The following is a 19,710-nucleotide window of genomic DNA, read 5'->3' as shown; positions in this document are numbered from 1 at the left end:
ATTTTCTAAAAAGGATTATTTATACAGGTGCCAATATATCGTAATAGTGCTAACTTTTATAAAATAAGTGTCTTTGAGAGAAACTTTCTGCAGAAATGATAAACTCATTCATAACATTGTTCATTTTTTTTGAAATAAGTTTTTCAATTAAAGGAACAAATTTTAAAAATCCATTAATTTGCAAACTGACTTGAATAATAATTTTTGTGCCCATGTCATCAGATTCATAATTTTCAATAAATGAAGTACCACTCAGCGGGCCAGATAAGATAAAAACCCCATGAAGATTTGGCGGTAAAACAATATGCTTTGTTTTCACATCAAGAGTTTTTCCTAGAAAAGATATTTTTTCTAAAACAATTTTTTCAGAAGTATTATCCTCAATTACATCCATAGATTTAAAATAATTTGGCATCACATTATGAAAATTATCTACATTAGTACTAATTTCAAAAAGATCATTCCGGTCCAACATACTGTGTCTGCATAAATAAAATGATTTCATATTTCAACAACTGCCTTCAAATATTCAGATAGATTTGTTTTCGTAACAGTTATGTCTTTATCCCATTTTTTTATTTGATAATAAACTAAAGCCAAGGTGGATTTTACGGTATCAGTTTTTATCGGATCTGTTAAAGGAAGCAAACGAATAGTAGATTTTTTCAAAGTTGTAGAAATTTGTATAAAGAACTCCTGATGATTTTCATCAATTACAACCACAGGTAACAAAGCAGTCAAGGCATTCTTTTCAACATAAATTGTTGAAATTTTGATTAGGGGGGATTTTTGAAAAATAGGAGCAAAACTACTTGCAAAATCAAACAAATTGATTTTTTTATCGATTACAATATGAGGCATTTGAATGATATTATTCAAATATTATATTTAAAAAAAGATTGAAAAATTGACTAGTGCTAAAAATTCTATTTATAATAATGAATTAAGTTCAGATTAGCACTAGATTAGAATATCTTTCCGCCTTAAATAATTTAAAACCACAGTTTAGTCATGATAGCAGAATTAGTACATCAAAAAGACTGTAAAAAAAATCTGATGATAACAGATGGTTATACAGGAGAAATTGCATGTAGTAACTGCGGAGCAGTTTCAAATGAAAAGTCAATCGACATTAGTTCAGAAACAACAGGACTCAGTGGAGAAGAATATCAAAGTAATTCCAGAGTAGGGATGAAGACATCATTGAAGATGGCAGATAGAGGACTATCAACAATCATGCAAGCACAAGATAAAGACGCCACAGGTAAATCACTATCAAATGAAAATCGAAGAATGTTTTATCGTTTAAGAATGTGGGATAGAAACAGTCGTTCTGCAATTTCCGTTAAATCATTTCAAAAAGCATTTACATTGTTAGATGGGATTAGCTCAAAATTAGGTTTGCCTGAATCTGTTGTGGAAGAGACAGCATACTTGTTTAGAAAAATAGCTGCTAAAAAAATACTTGCAGGGAGATCAACAAATGCAATGCTTTGTGCTACAGTTTACATCACATGTAGACTAACAGATACCCCAAGGACATTACAAGACGTTGCAAATGCAGGAAACATTAAGAAGAAAAACCTACAAAGAATCTACAGATTCCTAGTAAATGAATTAGATTTGCACCCAGATGCATATAACCCAAATGAATTTGTTACAAGAGTCTCAAAGGCAGTTGGACTAACAGAGAAAACAGAAAGACTGGCATTTAAAATTCTAGGGCATGCATCAAAGAAAAAAGTCTCAACTAGTAAAAACCCAATGGCAATGGCAGCAGCTGCAATTAATTTAGCATCAGTGATAAATCATGAAAAAATCACTCAATTGAAAATTTCTAAAGCATCAGGAATTAGTGCAGTAACAATCAGAGACCGCTCCAAAGAAATCAAAGAAAAAGTAGGGGGTGAAATCAATGGGTAGAACATGTAGAGGCATTTGTCAAATGCACAAGGCAGAACCAGTTCCAAACAAAATTAGGTACGAAATTGGACAAAAAAGATGTACTTTTTGCGGCATATTTTTGAAAGTAGATGATACACGATGTATTTGCTGTAAGGCAGTATTAAGAACAAAGCCGAGAAGTAAAAAACGAGAGTGACTATTTTTTTGCTGCACTGACTAGAGAGACTACATCTCTATCTCGTAGTTGGTAGTCAGTAGGCAATCTCAGATTATATCTCAAATCTTTTGCATATAGAAGTCCTTTTGTTAAATCGGAGTGAATTTCTTTTGCAAGGTCACTAATTGTGGCACCATCTTGTAGTAAAATAAGATCTGGCAATACTCTACCTTTTTTATCTGCCAAATTTTTATCATCAGCCACAGGATAAATTGAATTCATCTTGAGTAATTTGAATACTGCAACATTAATTGCAAATTGAACTCCAGTTCTCATGTATTCACCCATAATGCCTTTTTTAATAAAATTCAGAGCATTGTTTTGTTTTTCATTAAGTTCATCTGATTTTAGAATTTCAAAGGTTTCAGAACCAGGGGAATATTTTATCAAGCCTTTTTGTTCAGCTCGACGAAGTACAAACTCACTATCACCACTAACAGGAATTACTATAGAATCATTGTATCGCTCTCTTAATCGAACAAAATTTTTGTCTGCACCCTCAACATCGACTTTGTTTGCAACAATCAATGTAGGTTTTGAGATTTTTCTAAGATGTGATGCAAATTTTTTTGTATCTGTCATATCAAAATCATCAAAGTCTTTGTCTTCGAGATTTGTTGCATGAAAAGTTTCTTTGACATGTGTTTTAGTTACGCCAATGCCACGATAAAGATCAGTAATGGCATCTAAAACATCCGAACCAGTTTTAATTAATTTAGAAACTTTGTCTCTATTTCCTTCTAAAATTTTATGATACCACATAATTAATTCCTCTTCTATATCTGCAAAATCAGAAATGGGATCACCAGTACCAGATTCGGTAATTTGTCCTGATGAATCTATCCCTCCAGAAGCATCAACTACATGAAGCAAAGCATCAGATTGAGCAGCAATTGACAGGAATTGATTCCCCAATCCCTTACCCTTCCAGGCATCTTTTATCAATCCAGGTAAGTCAATTAATTCAATAGGAATGTATCTCCAACCATCAAGGCATTTAGAATTATTTGGATTGTCTTGAATTTTGAATTCCGGATGAACACATAATGAAATTGCATGTGCAATTCCAGATACAGGAGATTTTGTAGTAAAAGGATAAGATGAAATTTCCTCAGATGACAGTGTAGCTGAATTAAAGAAAGTGGTTTTACCAGTATTGGTTTTACCAATTAATCCAATCTTGATAGGCATGAAAGGGTTAACAGTTAAGAATATTTATCTCTGCCTAGCAAGGAGAGGGTTTTTTCTTTTTGATTTTTTCTAATGTTTGGTTTAACTCTTGAATAGCCCACTCAATATCAGAAATATCCTCATCTGAAAGAGATGATTTCCATTTGTCCAATACACTGTTTGTTATTTCAGAGCAATTGTAAATCAGATTCCAGTAAGGATGGTGTTCTGCAGTTGTATATGCAAGTTCAGTTACATCATTGAGACCATTTTGTGCCCTAGCTAAGGAAGTAATTTTTTCACCAAATATTTTTACAATATCATTATCAAGATCTTTTTCTACTTTCAAAGGAATGTTTTGGTTTTCATATTTTTTAACAAAATCTAACAAATCATGATAAAAATTTTCAAAATCAGTCATTGTGATAATCTCTGATGTTCTGCTAACATGCATCGATTGAAAACAACTTGGATTCCTGCCTTCTTTGCAAGATCTTCAGCTTCTGAATTATGAATGCCTTCTTGGAGCCAAATCACTTTAGGTTTTTTCTTTATTGCTTCTTGAATTACAGGCAATACCTGATCAGAGGGTCTAAAGACATCAACAATGTCAATTTCTCCATCTATTTCAGAAATTGAACTGTAGCATTTTTTTCCCAAAATCTCATCAGTTGTAGGATTGACAGGAGTTATGTCATAGCCATTATCAGAAAGGTATTTGGGCACATAATGAGCAGCTTTTGAAGAATTTTTAGACATTCCAATAACCACCACTTTGTTTAAGGATAAAATCTCACGAATTCGTTCATCGGAAGAAGGATCTTGTTCCATATTAGACAACTAGAAATGCAGAATATAATTTTTGAATTCGTATCCAACAAACAAAGAATTTTTTACCAGTTACAAATATGTAAAAATGTGGAAACAGAGCCAAAAGATCTAATCGTGTTAGGAGCAATAAAGCATGGAGTTAAAAAATTTGATAAAATTCAAAAAATGACTCAGATTGAACCTGAGGAATTAAATTCGATTTTAGAAGAATTAGAAAAAAGAGGATTCATCCAAGCCAAAGAGAAGAAAGGATGGTTTGGGATGAAAGTGGAGATTACACCTACAGAAAAAGGGGAGAGAGAAGTAGATGAAAGAGTACACGAATTACAAACAAAATGGGAACAAATGTCAGTTTTGTACAAATCTGGCGATAAAGAGAAATTAAAACAAGAAATGGAAAACAACAAATCTTTCATCCCTTCAATGATGTTCTTTGGAATAATGGATATGATGATGTTTTCAATGATGTTCAGTATGATGGGGATGGCAATGACAGATTATGTTGCCCCTGAAAATATGCCAGATACAGGAGATGGAGGCATGGATGATGCAGGAATGGATGATGGCGGATTTGATTTTGATATCGGATTCTAGTTTGTATTTTATACTTGAAACAAAAACAAAGCATAGTTGATTTACAATTCTTTTGATAATCCAGGGTTAGTCAAAGTATTGACATTTTTGCAAACTCACAATACAGAATATCTATCAGGGCAAGATTTGAGTGATGTTTTAAGAATTAGCAGAGTTGCAGTGTGGAAACATATCAAAAAAATTCAAGAGTTAGGATATACTGTAGAATCAAAACAAAAACTAGGATACAAACTAATTTCAAATTCAGAATTATTGCTACCGTGGGAAATTACTTCAAATCTAAAAACAAAGAAAATAGGACAACAAGCATATTATTTTGATTCAATAGATTCCACTCAAAATCAGGCACTAAAAATGGCAGAAGATCCTGCAAATGAAGGGGCAGTAATTATTGCAGCAAGACAAACAGGAGGACGAGGAAGATCTGGCAGAAAATGGGTTTCACCAAAGGGAGGTATTTGGATTTCCATCATACTACAACCAGAATTTGATATTTCTATAACAACGCTGTTTCCTATTGCATCTGCACTTGCATTGTCACTTGCAATTGAAAAAACATTTTTGATTAAACCAGAATTGAAATGGCCAAATGATTTGACAATAAAAGGTAAAAAACTTGCAGGAATGTTAGTCGACGTATCATTAGAATCAAACAAAATTGAGAATTTAGTGTTAGGAGTTGGAATAAATTTTGATGTGAATGTTAAACAAATAGAAAAATCACTTAAAGGAACTCCAAATTTTTATGGAGTGGCATCACTTAGTGAACAAAATCAAAAAGTGAAACCAATTCAACTAGTTCAAACATTTTTGTTAGAATTGGAAAAAATATACAAATCTCTTAGTGCTAAACAAACTAAAAAAATTATTTCAGAATGGACTCAAAGATCATCAACCATAGGAAAAAATGTTGAACTAAACACAGTTGATGGGAAAATCAAAGGAAAAGCAGTCAAAGTAGACGAAGATGGAGCATTAATAGTATCAGACAACAATAAAACCCACAAAATCATTGCAGGCGATATTGTACATTTATCAAAGTAACATTATTTTTTCTTAGATTTAGTTTTAGGTTTTAAACGTTTTTTGGGAGATTCTGAAATTAGTGAAGACTGATCCTTAAGAATTTCTTTTAGATCTTTTTGAATATCAAATACGGATAACAATAGTTCTTCTAGAGCAGAAGAATATTGTTCATATGCATCTAACAATTCAGTTTTCTTCTCATTTGCCTTTGAGAGATAATCATTTGAGCGCAATAAATTAGCAGTTTCAATCATTTCAGGCATATCTCCCACAGGGTCACCCAACTCTTTCAAACTGACTTGAATTTCTTGAATTTTTTTACGTAAATCATAAATGATTTCACCTGCACCAATATTTGCCAATACTAAAACACGTAATCATTAATGAATTAAAGATTTTCGAAAGAATTTTGAAGATTTCACACATTCATGAAAAAACAAGCACAAGGTATGAACAAATTGGAAATAAACTATAAACAAAATCAAAAATATGAAAAAATACAAGATGAGAGTTATTTATTTTTTAATTGCAATTTTATTTAGTTTACCAATTATTTCTGAATCAGTATTTGCTCAAAGTGAAGATCCTGAAATAATGTTCAATATGGCTAAAGACCATTTTGTTAATGGAGAATACAAAGAAGCAATTGCAATTTATGACGACATTTTAGAAATTGCTCCAAATAATATTTCAACCCTAAAAATGAAAGGAATTGCCGAAAGCAATCTAGATCAACACACCAGTTCATTGAAACAATTTTTCAAAGTTTTACAGTACAAACCCGATGATGTCATATCATTGACGGGCATGGGAGTCGGATTTGGAAATTTAGGGGAATATCAAGAATCAATCACATACTTTGAAAAAGCATCAATTGAAAAACCAGACAGCGTAGTGATTAACAATTACAAAGAATTCATCAACAATGTAATTTCAAAATATCCATACACCCCCACTGAAAAACCTAAAGAATCAGAGCAAAAACAAATTACATCAATTCCAGAATGGGTCAGACCAATTGCCAAATGGTGGTCAGAAGGGAGTATTGAAGATTCTGAATTTAATTCTGCCTTGATGTATCTTATTGAAAACAAAATTATCAAAATTCCACCCGTAGAGACGCTGAATCAATCAAGTAAAGAAATTCCAGAATGGGTAAAAAACAATGCAGGTTGGTGGTCAGATAAACAAATTGATGATGATGCATTTGTTTCAGGAATCCAATATTTAATTGAAAATGGAATAATCGTTGTCACCATAGAAAATGAACCACAAAAATCTCAAGAAGAGTTAGATCATGAATTTTATTTGTTTGAAAAATATCTAAGAGACGTTTCAAATAATATTTCAAAGGAGAAAAGATACATAGAATATCCAAATCCAAGTCAAGATGTCATAAAAAAATTCCTTAGAGATTATGTAAAATGGAATTTCGAAGCAGAAGTACAAAAAGCTTCAGAAAAATTCCCAGACCCAACATATCAAATTCAAGATGGCATGTACATAATTAATTACAAAGTATTCATAAATGACCAGCCAACCGGACTTCCATTAGATCATGTTAGTACATTAGCAAACAGTTTTGAATTTTGGGAAAAACAAGAATTAACAACAGATGGACAAAGTGCAAAAATAGTATTTGAAATTACAAATTTAAAACATGAAGCAAATGTTTGGGTCACATGGGTAGTTAGAAACATAGGAGATGGTGTTTTAGGACACGCACATCTTGGTAAAGGAGTAGTAGAAGTTACACTAGGAGATTACAATTGTGATGGAAGTTTTCAATTATATGATGTAAACAGCGTTGAAACCATCATGACTCATGAATTAGGCCATTCAATCGGATTAAAGCATGTAAGTGAAAAAAGCAATATCATGTATCCATCATTTACTCCATCATACGCATATTGTCTGCTAAGTTAAATTTGAAATATCAGATCATATTCTAAAAAACTAGAACAAGTGTTAGCTCAACCTACACACAATTAACCTGCAGATATTTGGTAAAATGGATAATAAGCTATTTTCACAATTACAAGTATTATGCTTAAAAATACAATGATGTCGGGGCCAAAATGCCCATCATGCGGTGATAAAAAAATGGTCACAGATCAGAACACAGGAGAATTATTCTGTAGTAAATGTGGATTAGTTGTAACAGATAAAATTGCAGATACAGGTGCTGAATGGCGGTCATTTTCAAATGATGAAGGAAACAAAGCCAGAACAGGGGCAGGTACATCCCTCACAATGCACGACATGGGATTATCAACAGTCATTGGTGCAGCAAATAAAGATGCAACAGGAAAGCCACTATCTGCAAGTGTCAAAAGTTCAATTGAAAGATTAAGAACTTGGGACAGTAGAAGTCAAGCACATTCTTCTGCAGATAGAAACTTGAGACAAGCTCTAAATGAAATGGACAAATTAAAAGACAAACTTGCGCTAACCGATGCAGTAATTGAGAAAGCAGCTTACATTTACAGAAAAGCGATGGAGAAGAAATTAGTTAGAGGTCGCTCCATTCAAGGATTAGTAGCAGCATGCCTCTATGCATCATGTAGAAATACAGAAACACCTAGAACTTTAGATGATATCGCAAAAGGAATCAACATTAGAAGAAAAGATGTAGCCAGATGTTATAGGTTGATTTTCAGAGAATTGGAATTAAAAATGCCAGTTGTTGATCCAGTTAAAGGAGTTTCAAGAATTGCAAGTATTGCACAGCTCAGTGAAAAAAGTAAGAGAAAAGCAATTGCAATTTTAAATCAAGCCAAAGACATCGGCATGGTTGCAGGAAAAGATCCAATGGGAATTGCAGCAGCAGCATTGTATCTTGCATGTATTAGTACAGGGGAAGTCAAATCACAAAAAGACATTTCCATCGCATCAGGAGTTACAGAAGTAACGATTAGAAATAGATGTGCAGGGCTAAGACAAATGCTAAAAGATTAAAGATTAATTATTTTTTAGACCGTTCAAATTCCAATTTATCCCAAGGGAATACTACATACGCATCATTATCAGTTTCTTTCCCATAGATTAATTGTGAAGGATGTGTTTTTCCACGTCTAGCAAATAGTGTAATATAGAATAATTTTGAAGAATTATCAACTTGAGAAATAACTCTTTCAAAAGTTTTACCAGAATCAAAAATATCATCTACAAATAAAGAATTGTAAGAAATACGTTCCTCATCAACAAGTATTTTTTTAATTCCCAAATGATCTGCCAATAGACGAGAGGGAACTAATCCACCTCTACTCAAAGTGCTAATACTTGAAAATTTTCTGGAAGAGTTTGAAATAACATCTGAAAGTCTTCCTATAATTGAGTCAATTTCAGACCACTCAACATATTGTTCTAAAGCCACAATTCGAAATCTGAAAAGTAGAATTAAGTTGTTGTGATTAGAAAGTTTTCATGGGAGATTTTTTTAAAGGTTCTATGATTTTTAGAACTTTGAATGGTAGTTTCCCAAAATCGATGTCCTTTTCACAGGATAACAGCAACACATCATCATTATTCAAAGGAAAACTCATGACGATGACTTTGTCTCTGTAGGACATTGAAAAATGTACTTCACCAAACTCTGCATCAAATTCATGTCGCATTCTAACACGTAATGCAAGTTCCATGAACATCATTTCATCTTGTTTTTGTGCTTCAAGAGAAAGCAAACCATCTTTCATTCCACCGGCGGTAAGATGGCCTCTATTATTGATGAGCCTAGCTGAACGCATTTTTGGGTCTAATGCTATAATAGTCTGACACATTTTTTCAAGCTCATCAACGTTATCCATTAGTCTAATTTAGTAATCGAACTATTTATTGCGATCTGTAATAATAGATATCTGTGCAGTCAGATTCTTCAAAAAATACAATGGATTACTACAAGCATTTGTCATTATTTTGGACAGACATTATGCATTTAATGTCCAGTAAACCTCAGGCATTAGCATCCACAGGACCAATGAGAGCATTTGCTGCAAATTCAAAAAAAGTAACTACAGAATTAATAGAAATCAATGAAGATCTGATGGGTTTCAACCAATACCTCACAGAATATTATAAACAACTATCAAACGCATGGGAAGTCGCACAAAAAAAAGTCAATTTGAAAGCACCCGAAGTACCTCAAGATGTTGAACAAATTGAAGCATTCAAAAGAATATGGATAGATATTTTCGATAATGATTTTACAGAATTGTTCGATTCCAAAGATTTTGGAGAAAATTATGGAAAACTAGTTTCAAAGGAATTAGAGCTAACAAAGCATTGGAATAACATTACAAATGTAGTTTTGCAATCAGTTAACCTTCCCAGTAAAGAAGAGATTGATGAAGTATACAAAGAACTTCATTCTTTGAAAAAACGGGTTGGGAAATTAGAATTGGAGTTAAAGAAAAAGGAAATAAAGAAAAATGCATAGTGAATCTAAAATTGATCCAAAGATAATTGAAGAGGTTTTGAAATTCAGCAAGAATGTAATTGAAGCTCCAAAATTAGTTTCTGCACCAGATGAGATTAGCTTAGAAGTGACACCACATGATACAGTTCACGAGCTAGATAAAACAAGATTACTTCATTATAGACCACTTACAGAAAAACAACACAAAACACCATTGTTAATTTCATATGCATTGATAAACAGATACCATATACTAGACATCCAACCTGAAAAAAGTTGGGTAAGAAATCTACTCGAACAAGGATTTGATTTGTACATGTTAGATTGGGGAACGCCAACTAGTATGGACAAGTATTTGGATTTCGATGATTATGTAAATGGATATTTGGATTCTGCTGTAGAACATATCAAAAATGAATCATCAACTGAAAAAATTTCATTGCAAGGATATTGTACTGGAGCAACCATTGCAACAGCATATACCGCATTACATCCAGAAAGTGTAAAAAACTACATTGCAACCGCACCAGTCATTGATGGATGGCGTGATACTACAGTGATCAGCAATCTCGCCAAACATATGGATGTAGAGAAAATGGTCGACACCATTGGGAATATGCCTCCAGAATTCATGTACTATTGTTTCTCAGTCTTGAAACCATTTGAACAAGGAATTGAAAAATATGTGAAATTTTTCAAAAATATAGATAACAAAAAATTTGTAGATAATTTCCTCAGAGTGGAGAAATGGTTGGGAGATACACCGCCAATACCAGGAGAATTATTCAAACAATGGATAAAAGATATCTATCAAGATAACCTGTTAATTCAAAATAAAATGTATGTTGGAGGAGAGCATATAGATTTGAAAAAAATAGACATGCCAACATTTACCCAAATTGCCGTAGGAGATCACCTAGTGTCACCGGAATGTAGTATGCCACTACATTATGCAATTGGCAGCGAAGATAAAACATTGAGAATGTATCCAACGGGGCATGTAGGAATGATAGCTAGTTCCCTATCTCAGAAAAAGGTGTTACCAGAGCTAGGAAAATGGTTAGCTGAAAGATCATAAAAAAGAAAAAATTAAAAAAATAAATTTTTCACTAGTTTGTTTTTGTAGTGAATACAGAAATCCAAGATTGTAGAATGTTTCTGTTTAGGTCAGCAAATGATTTTGCATTATCGTTGAAAGTTTTGATATTTTGTTGTGTTGCATCGATAGTTGCAAGTACTATTTGGTTTTGTATTGAAGCTGCCTTTACATATTCTTCAGTCGTATCATGAATTACTTTTAGTGTTGCTTCAGGAATGTCTGATTTGATACCTGCTTTCTTTACATATTCTTTTTGTAGAGAGATAGTTGAATCTACCATGTTTTCATATGCTTGGAGGTATTCCTGTTGTACATTTGTAATTGATTGATGATATTGTGGTACTGATTGTTTAATACCATTGAAGAGTTTGTCAACATTTTCTTGATATGCAGAAAATACATCTTTAGAATTTACTTGTGTTGTTTCGTTTTTACTCATTGTTTCACCTCCTTATTTTTTGATTTTTTTGCTATTGGTAGAATAATGACTTGGACTAAATCACCATCTCCTAAACCTAGTGCATTTCGTTCTGCTTCAGGGATAGAGATTCTTCCATTACTACTGATAGTAGTTTTGTAAGCACCCCAATTCATAAAGGAAGGAAGCATTTGGCCGATGCTAAACATAGTATCCATACTTTTACTTTGCATGGTTGACATGTTATCCATCATATTAGATTGAGTTTGTCGTGCATTTTCAGAAACTCCTTTCAATGTTTCTAAAGGATTGAATGTTTGACTAGTTTGATTCCCCATTAAGGAACCAAAGTTTTTCATAAATTCTGCTTGGGCACGTCCACTTTTTTGAATCCAAGATTTAAACATCTCAGAAGGGTCGTATAGGTTTTGATTACCACTCATAGGTAATAAGTGGAATAATATCTATTTAAATGGATCTAAATACCGTTTAGGAATTCTAGCACTTTTGAAGCAAATGTATCAGGATCTTGAACATATGGTGTGTGGCCACATCCATCCATTCTAAAAAAACGACAATCTTGGATTGCAGAAATAAAACTATCAGAATAATCAATAGGGATCACAGGATCATCAGAACCCCAAATAATTAACGTGGGCGTTATGATAGAACCAAGTTTTGTTGTAATAAGTTTAGAATTTTTTAATCCCAAAACAGTAGACATGAATGCAAGTTTTGCATTAGGTAATTGCATCCTCTCAACAAAACCAGTAATAATTTCTTGTGGAACTTCCTCTCCAGAAGCTTCCATTAGTTCAAATGCATTTTTGGCAGTTTGTTCATTAGGATATAATGCGGCCATGACATATGCATCAAGTGCTGGAGTTGATTGTGTCATGGCACCTGCAGGAGAAACAAGAACTAATTTTTCGATTTCTTTAGTATGAGATGATGTGTAATTAGCAGCTATTTGTCCTCCTAAAGAAGAGCCAATCAGATTTGGACGATTGATGCCAGTTTGTGCAAAAAATTTTTCTAAAAAATCTGAAAAATAATCAGGAGTATAATCAACATGAGGTTTGTCACTTAATCCAAATCCTATCAAATCAGGAACAATGACACGATAATCCTTTGAGAAAAGTGGAATTACATTTAACCATCTCTCAGCTGAGGCCCCCAACCCATGAAGTAAAACAAGAGTCTTTTTGGAATCACCTGCTTCTAAATATCGGATTTTATGTCCATCGATTTGAAGAAATTTCTCTTCCACTATTTTAGCTAGAATTATCATCAATAGATAAGTTTTAGTGAATTATGCGATCAAGCAAACATCAACAATACAAGTTTTGAATTAGTAAAATTAGAAGTATGTTTTTTAGTATCAATAATAGACACAATTTGTGATTAAAAAGAAAATTTCAAAAATATTAGTTCCAATAGATGGATCTAAAAACTCCATTAGAGGTCTAGAAACAGCAATTACGTTGGCTAGAAGTTGTCAAGCAACAATCACCGGAATTTACTCTATTTACGCACCACCGCATTCAGAATTTAGAGGGGTAGGATCTGTAGAAAAATCACTAAATGTACAAGTAAAAAAATTCATGGCTGATGCGAAAGTTTTGGCTGCCAAAAATGGTATCGTATTTAATGAAAAAATAGCCAGAGGTGAAATTGGATATAATATCATCAAATTTGCTCACGGAAAAGGCAATTTTGACATGATTGTCATGGGATCACGGGGTCGAAGTTCTGCCAAAGAAATGTTCTTTGGAAGTGTTTCAAATTATGTTATCCACACATCAAAGATTCCAGTTGTAATTGTAAAATAATCTAAGAGAATCCGTGTTTCTTGAAATATTTTTGATGGTATTCTTCAGCTTTGTAGAAAGTGGGAGCTGGAACAATTTCAGTAACAATCGGATTATCATATTTACCTGATTGTTCAAGAGATTGCTTGGATTTCTCAGCAATTTCTTTTTGTTTTTCATCATGATAAAAAATAGATGATCTATATTGTATTCCCACATCAGGACCTTGTCGATTTAATGTTGTAGGATTATGATTAGACCAAAATACATCTAGTAATTCTTCAAATGAAATTTCATTAGGATCATAATCTACCTCGACAGCCTCCGCATGACCAGTTTTGTCAGTACAAACTTCTTCATACGTAGGATTTGGGTGTTGGCCACCAATGTATCCAACTGCAGTTGATTTCACACCCTTAGTCTTATTGAGTAAATCCTCAACATGCCAAAAACATCCTGCACCAAATGTTGCTTTCATTTTAATTTCAATATTACAATACCAAATTAAAACTATCTGTCAAATTCTAATTTACAGAAATTATACCTTCACGTATAAGATATTCCAAAGAATTTACAAATTCATCTTCAGATATCAAGTCTTGAGACCACCAATGGGCATTATTTCTAATCCAATCAGGTATGTCTTCATCAGAGATATTTCCAGAAGGATTAGTTGAAACCATAATGATATTATGTTCTAACATGAATTCAATCCCAGAAACAAATGCAGAGTCGTTGATTTTACCGGTTGCCCACCATTCAGCATTGTTACGAATCCAACTAGGTACAGAAACTGGATCTTCATATCCCAAAACATTGTAAATTGAATCATTTGGGAATTGTGAATCAAACCAAGATTTGTAACTTGATTCATCATTGTATCTATCAATATAATATTGCGGAGATTTATCAAGTGCAGGGAAATTATCTATGTGTGTTAATTGATATCCTACAACATCAGCAATAGAATCATTTGGGAATTGTGAATCAAACCAAGATTTGTAACTTGATTCATCATTGTATCTATCAATATAATATTGCGGAGATTTATCAAGTGCAGGGAAATTTGGAATAGAAAGCTTCAGAGTACTAAAAGTAGAAACAGGTTCTGGATCATCTGAAACATCTGGAGTAGATTCAGATGTTATTTCTGGTGTTGGTTCAGGTGTTGATTCAGTTTTAGGTGCAGGAGGAGAAGATTCTAAAAATTCTTGATACTCAATAGATTTTTCTAAATTCCCATCATAAGTAATTTTGATAGGATAAATCCCATCAGAAGTCCATGTAGGACCACCGACATTAAATGTGGCAGAAAAACTACCATCAGGATTTGCAGGAATTGTGTTAAAATCTGCAAAGTTTGATTTTCCAGGAGTAAATATCTGAATAGTTACAAAAGGAACATCTGAATCATATGAAACAGTTCCAGATATTGTTAATTGATCACCAGAATGATACAATGATTTGTCAGTAGTAAAATCATCTACCAAAGCAAATGCAGAAAAAATCATACTTGGTATCAATAAAAGCAAGAAAACAATTGGAAAAATAGTCATTTTCTGAAAATTAATTTTTTGCATAAATAAAGAATTCGCCAGATTGTTCAAACAGGTTTAATTAACATCGGTAAAAATTTCTACGACTTTTTTTGCCAAACTTTCAATATTTGCAGTAGGTTCTGCTGAAATCAATAATAGAATTTGGGTTATGGGAAACGGAAAACTAACTAAAACTGCTTTATCCCTTCTGGCAGCAAGATAATTAATTGGACCTAAACTTTCATCATATTCTTTTCTAATAGAAGCTTTAGAAACAAATTCTAGAAAAGATTGTAAGCGTGTCTCATCACCTTCATGAGGCACCAGACCTTCCTTAAATCCACCAGCAATTAATTGACCATCTTTGTCAACAATTCCAGCAAATCGGATCTCAGATTCGCTCAATAATTGATCACATTTTTTACCATATAGTTCCAAGCCTGTACCAGACATACTAATTTCATTCACCACATCAAAAATAAAAACCTAGTCAATTTCAAGTGAGGGGAGAATGGAATGTGTTTCAAAGAGATTATTCCAAATTGGTTACGAAATATGCGATGTTTTTACATGAAATTAATAAACAAAAAAATCAATTAGAAATTAATTGAAAATTATCATTTTTGGGATTTTACTACTTGTAGTAATGGGAAGTTTCAATATTCAAAATTCTTTTGGACATAACCCAGATTTCGAAGTAAGTTCTTCAGAAGATATTTTGAAATTTTGTGATTTTTTTTATGAAGAATATGAATTACTGGGGGTGGATGATCTAGTTCAACAGCACTCTAATTTTCCAAATCTCAGAGCTTGTGTGATATTGTATAATCATGTTGCATGGAATAGTACACATCAAGCTAGAGATTTGGTGTTAATTGCAGAAATTGACAAATATTTAGGAGACTCTAGTTACATTAGAGAAAGACACATAGAATATTCAGATGTCATGCCAGACTGGATTAAAAGAGAAGCTCAATTGTGGGTCAATAATGAAAACCAAGATATTGGATTTGCATACGGCATTAGAACTTTGTTAGAAGCTGGAGTTATCACATTAGATCATAATGAAAGGAAATGTATTGAAAATGAAATTTGTGTAAAAGAAAATGATTTCATCAAATATGCTCATTTTGATAAATATGGAAACAACATATCTATCAAACATACTTTCAAATCAATTGAAGACACTAATTTTTCAGTAAACGATAGTCAAATTACAGTAAAAGATAGTAAAATTACAGTTGAAGTTGAAAAAATATCTAAAGAAGGAATTACAAAAGAAGAAATCATAGTAAACAGAGAAGGAGTTATCAAAACTGGCGAATGCTGTAAAAATTATGAATTTGTCATCCCACTTCCAATAAAACTAGGAGATTCAATTTCAGAAAATATAAAAATCATTGCAGAAACTACCCATACATTTGATAATGAAATTAGACCAGCATGGCTTGCTAGTGATTCAACAGGACAAAATGTCAAAATCATTGATAAAAAAACAGGACTGATTTTTTCCTATGAATTTCATGAGACCGAAGTATTAACAGTAGGAGAAGAAACTAAAATAAAAGATACAAATTTCTTTGATACAAAATACAATATGGGAACACATCAAGTAGTAATTCCAGAATGGTGGAAAACCACAACATATTGGCTGTTAGAAGAAAGAATTTCTGAATCAGAGTATTTACGGGCACTAGAAAATATTATTTCTCGAAATATTCTCACAGTATGATTACAAATTACATTTCAATAAAATATAATCAATAATTTTTCCTTCAGATGCTTTTTTCATTTTTTGTAGAGATTTGAATAGAATTTTTTCAACATATGGAGAATAATTTTTTAAAATAGAAGTTTTAAGTTCTTCGCGATTTGCTAAATAATAATCAGTTAAAGGATCATAAACATTAGAACCAATCAGTTTCTCTTCTGAGATAGAAAATCCTGAAGATGTAATCAAACTTTTCAGAAAATCTATAGTGTAATGTTCAGAAGACCAAGTAAATTTCAACAATCCTAATTTCCCAATAGAAGAATTTTCAGTAGTAACTGGAACTGCCATAACAAGTAATCCCGATTTTTTTAAAACTCTCTTAGACTCAGAAATAAAATCAGACAAAGGTTTGAAATGTTGTGCAGATTCCAATGCTAAAACCCTATCCACAGAATTATCTGCAAAAGGTAATTTTGTTGAAGTAGAATTAAGAAACTCAATATTTTTTTCAGTTCCAGAAAAACTCAATTGTTTGAAATTTATATTTACATCATACAGTTTGATTTGAGGATATTTATCTCTCCAAAGCTTTGATGGTGCAGATAAACCACTACCAACATCGACAACTTGTTGTGCTGATGATAATTCAGCCATTTCTGCAAAAATCATACATAGATTATTTTGTGCCGAGATCGGATCTGAATTGTCTTTTGACCAATAACCAAAATTCAGCATTGACCCTCCAGTAGCTAATTGCATCACAGGAGATAATGAAGAGTACAGATTCACGACATCTTTTTCATTTCTACGAAATGTCCACAAAAATAGATCTATAGGGTTTATTGTTACCAAAAATAATTCTAAGATTGTTTACAGATCAGACTATTAATTTCTAAGGTAAACCTTCAGAGTCTTCAACACAGTGTTTATGAACCCAAACCTCGTCTTTATTTTTTGAAATCTCTTTTCCAGGTTGGATTTTATCCCCACATGAAACACAAGAAGTTGCAAATTTTGCTTTCATGTATTATTTTCAACATCCTTGAATAAATGGACTGTGTTGCAATCAGTGTTAACCAATGATTAACACATTTTATTAGTTCAAAATTGTTAGGAATATAGTGGACAATCCAAATTCTGAAATAAATTCAAAGATAATTTTAGCAAAATGGACAGATAGATTTCTTGCATGGTTAATTGATTTTATTATTGTTTCAACTATTTCAACGACAATAATTTTTCTTTCATTTGGAACAATATACTACGAGGTTGATGATGAAGGACTCTGGGCAGAAAACACACAATACATTCCTGCAAGCATTTTATTTTTTATTTATTGGACTGTTCTAGAATACAAAACAGGCCAAACCGTTGGGAAAAAAATTCTAAATTTGAGAGTTAAAAACATGGACGGAGAAAAACCTAGTTTGAAAGGAATTCTATTAAGCAGTTTTGGTAAATCTTTCCTATTGCCAATTGATGTGATTATGGGATGGGTCTTGACTAATCAAAAACGTCAAAGAGTATTCAACAAATTAGGAGACACCATAATTATCAAAATTAAAGAAACAGAAGAAAATTCAGGCTCAACATATCTAAAAGATTAGATTTTGTCAGATTTTCTTGAATACTTGCTATGAATAATTTATCAACAGATCTATTAGCAACTTTAGATCTTTTTAGGTAATGTCTGAAAACCAAAAAGAATGGTGGGTAGGATTACCAAAAGAACTGCAAAATGACATCGAAGTAGAAGAATAATTACTAGAAAGGCAAGGTAATCGTAAAAGTGGTAGGCTTGTTGCTTACTGATATTATACCACCATGTTGTTCGATAATACTTTTACAGATAACCAGTCCTAAACCGGTACCAGTAGTTTTAGTAGTGAACATAGGTTCAAAGATTTTTCCCAAATTATCCTCAGATATGCCAGGCCCAGAATCTTTGATTTGAACAGTTAGGAATTCAGAGTCTGAGGAGATTTCAATATCAATTTCCCCTTGTCCATCTAAAGCTTGAACTGCATTATTGATGATATTAGACAATACACCTTCAATTTTTCTCGGATCACAGTTAATGGTGAAATCTTTTTCAGGCAAGTTAATGGTGATTCCATATGATGATTTTACATGATTCATAGCCAATTTCAATACACTCAAAAATGAAGTGGACTTCTTTTTGATTTCAGTAGTTCTTGCAAAATCTAAAACATCTTCAATAATTCTATTCATATCAAAAATAGAATTTTGCATTCTAAACCATTTTTCTTTATCTTTGGATTCTAGTTTTGAAAGGATTTCAGGAGTTAGCATTTCAGCATAAGTATGCATTATTGTTAAAGGATTTTTTAAATCATGTGCTACTCTACTTGCCATGGTACCGATTGTTGCCAATCGTTCAGATTTTACCAAATCATTACTTTTACTTTCTACTTTAGATACCAAATCTTCATTTTGTTTTACTAGTTGTTCTTCCATTTCCAAGAGTTTTGTTTGAATTTCTTTTTCTTTTGTAATATCAGTTCTTATTGCAACAAAATTTTGTATGTTTCCATTGGAATCATTAACAGGGATAATTGTAGATTTTAACCAATAAAATGAACCATCCTTTGCACGGTTTTTAATTTCACCTTCCCAAACTTTTCCAGAAGATATAACATCCCACATTTTTGTAAAGAATTCATCAGAGTGTTCATCAGATTTTAAAATTCTATGGTTTTGTCCCAAAAGTTCATCTTCAGTATATTTTGATAATTCACAGAATTTTTTATTTGCATAAATTATAGTACCTTGAGGATCTGTAACTGCAACAATAGAATGATCAGAGAAAATTTCATCAAAGTTTGAAATATCAAGATTTAGTTTTTTGAAAGAAGATGAAATACCCATTGTCATACTAGATTTCTCATTTGATATAATACAAGCGGTTGTATGTTATTTTCAATAACAGAGTAAATAGTCGTGTATAATAAA

General features: G+C 32.3%; 27 protein-coding genes. 10 read left to right on the top strand and 17 right to left on the bottom strand.

All coding sequences use genetic code 11. From position 1 onward, the window contains the following. Positions 1 to 49: 49 nt before the first annotated feature. Positions 50 to 475, bottom strand: a complete 426-nt coding sequence (locus C5F47_RS03690; protein WP_246271184.1) for a hypothetical protein — start codon at positions 473 to 475, stop codon at positions 50 to 52. Between the two features lie 26 nt (positions 476 to 501). Continuing rightward, positions 502 to 861, bottom strand: a complete 360-nt coding sequence (locus tag C5F47_RS03685; RefSeq protein ID WP_179361546.1) for a hypothetical protein — start codon at positions 859 to 861, stop codon at positions 502 to 504. A gap of 150 nt (positions 862 to 1,011) precedes the next feature. On the opposite strand from C5F47_RS03685, the gene C5F47_RS03680 reads away from it, so the two are divergent. Continuing rightward, complete coding sequence (locus tag C5F47_RS03680) at positions 1,012 to 1,923, top strand: transcription initiation factor IIB (protein ID WP_179361545.1); 912 nt, start codon at positions 1,012 to 1,014, stop codon at positions 1,921 to 1,923. Between the two features lie 178 nt (positions 1,924 to 2,101). Here C5F47_RS03680 and ychF read toward each other — a convergent pair whose 3' ends face one another. Genes ychF through C5F47_RS03665 form a run of 3 tightly spaced genes read right to left on the bottom strand, consistent with a single transcriptional unit; the run spans position 2,102 to position 4,123 of the window. Next, complete coding sequence (gene ychF, locus C5F47_RS03675) at positions 2,102 to 3,313, bottom strand: YchF-related putative GTPase (protein ID WP_179361544.1); 1,212 nt, start codon at positions 3,311 to 3,313, stop codon at positions 2,102 to 2,104. A 34-nt stretch (positions 3,314 to 3,347) separates the two neighbouring features. Continuing rightward, positions 3,348 to 3,713 carry a hypothetical protein gene (locus C5F47_RS03670; RefSeq protein ID WP_179361543.1) on the bottom strand — a complete coding sequence of 122 codons (366 nt, stop codon included), beginning with the start codon at positions 3,711 to 3,713 and terminating at the stop codon, positions 3,348 to 3,350. After that, entirely contained in the window at positions 3,710 to 4,123 is a 414-nt protein-coding gene (locus C5F47_RS03665) for a CoA-binding protein (RefSeq protein ID WP_179361542.1), read from the bottom strand. Before C5F47_RS03665 ends, C5F47_RS03670 begins: the two co-directional genes overlap by 4 nt. An 87-nt stretch (positions 4,124 to 4,210) precedes the next feature. Here C5F47_RS03665 and C5F47_RS03660 point away from each other — a divergent pair, with 87 nt between their 5' ends. Both C5F47_RS03660 and C5F47_RS03655 read left to right on the top strand, forming a co-directional pair. Next, entirely contained in the window at positions 4,211 to 4,717 is a 507-nt protein-coding gene (locus C5F47_RS03660; RefSeq protein WP_179361541.1) for a winged helix-turn-helix transcriptional regulator, read from the top strand. Positions 4,718 to 4,753: 36 nt separating this feature from the next. After that, the gene (locus C5F47_RS03655; RefSeq protein WP_179361540.1) at positions 4,754 to 5,761 is read left to right on the top strand and encodes a biotin--[acetyl-CoA-carboxylase] ligase; all 1,008 of its coding nucleotides are present in this window, start codon (positions 4,754 to 4,756) and stop codon (positions 5,759 to 5,761) included. Positions 5,762 to 5,763: 2 nt separating this feature from the next. Here the strand turns inward: C5F47_RS03655 and C5F47_RS03650 are convergent, their stop codons facing one another. Beyond that, complete coding sequence (locus C5F47_RS03650; protein ID WP_179361539.1) at positions 5,764 to 6,105, bottom strand: hypothetical protein; 342 nt, start codon at positions 6,103 to 6,105, stop codon at positions 5,764 to 5,766. Between the two features lie 127 nt (positions 6,106 to 6,232). On the opposite strand from C5F47_RS03650, the gene C5F47_RS03645 reads away from it, so the two are divergent. Continuing rightward, a complete protein-coding gene (locus C5F47_RS03645; protein ID WP_179361538.1) occupies positions 6,233 to 7,669 on the top strand; it encodes a M57 family metalloprotease in 1,437 nt (478 codons plus the stop codon). A 120-nt stretch (positions 7,670 to 7,789) separates the two neighbouring features. Next, positions 7,790 to 8,701, top strand: coding sequence for a transcription initiation factor IIB (locus C5F47_RS03640; protein ID WP_179361537.1), 912 nt, complete (start codon positions 7,790 to 7,792; stop codon positions 8,699 to 8,701). Positions 8,702 to 8,708: 7 nt separating this feature from the next. Here C5F47_RS03640 and C5F47_RS03635 read toward each other — a convergent pair whose 3' ends face one another. Both C5F47_RS03635 and C5F47_RS03630 read right to left on the bottom strand, forming a co-directional pair. Next, complete coding sequence (locus C5F47_RS03635; protein WP_179361536.1) at positions 8,709 to 9,119, bottom strand: phosphoribosyltransferase; 411 nt, start codon at positions 9,117 to 9,119, stop codon at positions 8,709 to 8,711. A gap of 37 nt (positions 9,120 to 9,156) precedes the next feature. Next, positions 9,157 to 9,549, bottom strand: coding sequence for a DUF6659 family protein (locus tag C5F47_RS03630; protein ID WP_179361535.1), 393 nt, complete (start codon positions 9,547 to 9,549; stop codon positions 9,157 to 9,159). 53 nt (positions 9,550 to 9,602) lie between these two features. Here C5F47_RS03630 and C5F47_RS03625 point away from each other — a divergent pair, with 53 nt between their 5' ends. Together C5F47_RS03625 and phaC are read left to right on the top strand one after the other, a co-directional pair. Continuing rightward, positions 9,603 to 10,178 carry a poly(R)-hydroxyalkanoic acid synthase subunit PhaE gene (locus tag C5F47_RS03625; RefSeq protein WP_179361534.1) on the top strand — a complete coding sequence of 192 codons (576 nt, stop codon included), beginning with the start codon at positions 9,603 to 9,605 and terminating at the stop codon, positions 10,176 to 10,178. Beyond that, positions 10,171 to 11,235 (top strand): class III poly(R)-hydroxyalkanoic acid synthase subunit PhaC, encoded by a 1,065-nt coding sequence (gene phaC / locus C5F47_RS03620; RefSeq protein WP_179361533.1) that lies wholly within the window; start codon positions 10,171 to 10,173, stop codon positions 11,233 to 11,235. Before C5F47_RS03625 ends, phaC begins: the two co-directional genes overlap by 8 nt. 31 nt (positions 11,236 to 11,266) lie before the next feature. On the opposite strand, the gene C5F47_RS03615 is transcribed toward phaC, so the two are convergent. The 3 genes from C5F47_RS03615 to C5F47_RS03605 are packed head-to-tail and all read right to left on the bottom strand — an operon-like array spanning position 11,267 to position 12,965. Then, on the bottom strand, positions 11,267 to 11,695 hold the full coding sequence (locus C5F47_RS03615; protein WP_179361532.1) for a hypothetical protein: 429 nt from the start codon (positions 11,693 to 11,695) through the stop codon (positions 11,267 to 11,269). Next, positions 11,692 to 12,117, bottom strand: a complete 426-nt coding sequence (locus C5F47_RS03610) for an AbrB/MazE/SpoVT family DNA-binding domain-containing protein (RefSeq protein ID WP_179361531.1) — start codon at positions 12,115 to 12,117, stop codon at positions 11,692 to 11,694. Before C5F47_RS03610 ends, C5F47_RS03615 begins: the two co-directional genes overlap by 4 nt. A 35-nt stretch (positions 12,118 to 12,152) precedes the next feature. Further along, entirely contained in the window at positions 12,153 to 12,965 is an 813-nt protein-coding gene (locus C5F47_RS03605; protein ID WP_179361769.1) for an alpha/beta fold hydrolase, read from the bottom strand. A 109-nt stretch (positions 12,966 to 13,074) separates the two neighbouring features. On the opposite strand from C5F47_RS03605, the gene C5F47_RS03600 reads away from it, so the two are divergent. Then, on the top strand, positions 13,075 to 13,506 hold the full coding sequence (locus C5F47_RS03600) for a universal stress protein (RefSeq protein ID WP_179361530.1): 432 nt from the start codon (positions 13,075 to 13,077) through the stop codon (positions 13,504 to 13,506). Between the two features lies 1 nt (position 13,507). Here C5F47_RS03600 and msrA read toward each other — a convergent pair whose 3' ends face one another. Genes msrA through C5F47_RS03585 form a run of 3 tightly spaced genes read right to left on the bottom strand, consistent with a single transcriptional unit; the run spans position 13,508 to position 15,476 of the window. Further along, positions 13,508 to 13,963 carry a peptide-methionine (S)-S-oxide reductase MsrA gene (gene msrA / locus C5F47_RS03595; RefSeq protein WP_179361529.1) on the bottom strand — a complete coding sequence of 152 codons (456 nt, stop codon included), beginning with the start codon at positions 13,961 to 13,963 and terminating at the stop codon, positions 13,508 to 13,510. A 46-nt stretch (positions 13,964 to 14,009) separates the two neighbouring features. Then, a complete protein-coding gene (locus C5F47_RS03590; RefSeq protein ID WP_179361528.1) occupies positions 14,010 to 15,041 on the bottom strand; it encodes a hypothetical protein in 1,032 nt (343 codons plus the stop codon). A gap of 57 nt (positions 15,042 to 15,098) precedes the next feature. Beyond that, on the bottom strand, positions 15,099 to 15,476 hold the full coding sequence (locus C5F47_RS03585; protein WP_179361527.1) for a DUF6659 family protein: 378 nt from the start codon (positions 15,474 to 15,476) through the stop codon (positions 15,099 to 15,101). A 154-nt stretch (positions 15,477 to 15,630) separates the two neighbouring features. On the opposite strand from C5F47_RS03585, the gene C5F47_RS03580 reads away from it, so the two are divergent. Then, the gene (locus C5F47_RS03580) at positions 15,631 to 16,755 is read left to right on the top strand and encodes a hypothetical protein (protein ID WP_246271181.1); all 1,125 of its coding nucleotides are present in this window, start codon (positions 15,631 to 15,633) and stop codon (positions 16,753 to 16,755) included. Here C5F47_RS03580 and C5F47_RS03575 read toward each other — a convergent pair whose 3' ends face one another. Next, positions 16,756 to 17,589 (bottom strand): class I SAM-dependent methyltransferase, encoded by an 834-nt coding sequence (locus tag C5F47_RS03575; protein WP_246271180.1) that lies wholly within the window; start codon positions 17,587 to 17,589, stop codon positions 16,756 to 16,758. Between the two features lie 40 nt (positions 17,590 to 17,629). After that, positions 17,630 to 17,761, bottom strand: a complete 132-nt coding sequence (locus C5F47_RS09735) for a hypothetical protein (protein ID WP_281361092.1) — start codon at positions 17,759 to 17,761, stop codon at positions 17,630 to 17,632. Positions 17,762 to 17,858: 97 nt separating this feature from the next. Between C5F47_RS09735 and C5F47_RS03570 the strand changes: the two genes are divergently transcribed. Then, positions 17,859 to 18,344, top strand: coding sequence for an RDD family protein (locus C5F47_RS03570; RefSeq protein WP_246271179.1), 486 nt, complete (start codon positions 17,859 to 17,861; stop codon positions 18,342 to 18,344). A 157-nt stretch (positions 18,345 to 18,501) separates the two neighbouring features. Here C5F47_RS03570 and C5F47_RS09655 read toward each other — a convergent pair whose 3' ends face one another. Then, a complete protein-coding gene (locus C5F47_RS09655; protein WP_246271177.1) occupies positions 18,502 to 19,632 on the bottom strand; it encodes a two-component system sensor histidine kinase NtrB in 1,131 nt (376 codons plus the stop codon). Positions 19,633 to 19,710: the final 78 nt, after the last annotated feature.

The sequence above is a fragment of the Nitrosopumilus cobalaminigenes genome, assembly GCF_013407145.1.
Classification (GTDB): Archaea; Thermoproteota; Nitrososphaeria; order Nitrososphaerales; family Nitrosopumilaceae; genus Nitrosopumilus; species Nitrosopumilus cobalaminigenes.
This window is presented reverse-complemented; position numbering and strand designations above follow the sequence as displayed.

Bases quoted from the DNA above. Each gene is read 5' to 3' on its own strand.
- msrA (WP_179361529.1), bottom strand. From the start codon at position 13,963: ATGAAAGCAACATTTGGTGCAGGATGTTTTTGGCATGTTGAGGATTTA.
- C5F47_RS03690 (WP_246271184.1), bottom strand. From the start codon at position 475: ATGTTGGACCGGAATGATCTTTTTGAAATTAGTACTAATGTAGATAAT.
- C5F47_RS03665 (WP_179361542.1), bottom strand. From the start codon at position 4,123: ATGGAACAAGATCCTTCTTCCGATGAACGAATTCGTGAGATTTTATCC.
- C5F47_RS03630 (WP_179361535.1), bottom strand. From the start codon at position 9,549: ATGGATAACGTTGATGAGCTTGAAAAAATGTGTCAGACTATTATAGCA.
- phaC (WP_179361533.1), top strand. From the start codon at position 10,171: ATGCATAGTGAATCTAAAATTGATCCAAAGATAATTGAAGAGGTTTTG.
- C5F47_RS03610 (WP_179361531.1), bottom strand. From the start codon at position 12,117: ATGAGTGGTAATCAAAACCTATACGACCCTTCTGAGATGTTTAAATCT.
- C5F47_RS09735 (WP_281361092.1), bottom strand. From the start codon at position 17,761: ATGAAAGCAAAATTTGCAACTTCTTGTGTTTCATGTGGGGATAAAATC.
- C5F47_RS03645 (WP_179361538.1), top strand. From the start codon at position 6,233: ATGAAAAAATACAAGATGAGAGTTATTTATTTTTTAATTGCAATTTTA.
- C5F47_RS09655 (WP_246271177.1), bottom strand. From the start codon at position 19,632: ATGACAATGGGTATTTCATCTTCTTTCAAAAAACTAAATCTTGATATT.
- C5F47_RS03590 (WP_179361528.1), bottom strand. From the start codon at position 15,041: ATGACTATTTTTCCAATTGTTTTCTTGCTTTTATTGATACCAAGTATG.
- ychF (WP_179361544.1), bottom strand. From the start codon at position 3,313: ATGCCTATCAAGATTGGATTAATTGGTAAAACCAATACTGGTAAAACC.
- C5F47_RS03615 (WP_179361532.1), bottom strand. From the start codon at position 11,695: ATGAGTAAAAACGAAACAACACAAGTAAATTCTAAAGATGTATTTTCT.
- C5F47_RS03640 (WP_179361537.1), top strand. From the start codon at position 7,790: ATGCTTAAAAATACAATGATGTCGGGGCCAAAATGCCCATCATGCGGT.
- C5F47_RS03670 (WP_179361543.1), bottom strand. From the start codon at position 3,713: ATGACTGATTTTGAAAATTTTTATCATGATTTGTTAGATTTTGTTAAA.
- C5F47_RS03585 (WP_179361527.1), bottom strand. From the start codon at position 15,476: ATGTCTGGTACAGGCTTGGAACTATATGGTAAAAAATGTGATCAATTA.
- C5F47_RS03605 (WP_179361769.1), bottom strand. From the start codon at position 12,965: ATGATAATTCTAGCTAAAATAGTGGAAGAGAAATTTCTTCAAATCGAT.
- C5F47_RS03685 (WP_179361546.1), bottom strand. From the start codon at position 861: ATGCCTCATATTGTAATCGATAAAAAAATCAATTTGTTTGATTTTGCA.
- C5F47_RS03680 (WP_179361545.1), top strand. From the start codon at position 1,012: ATGATAGCAGAATTAGTACATCAAAAAGACTGTAAAAAAAATCTGATG.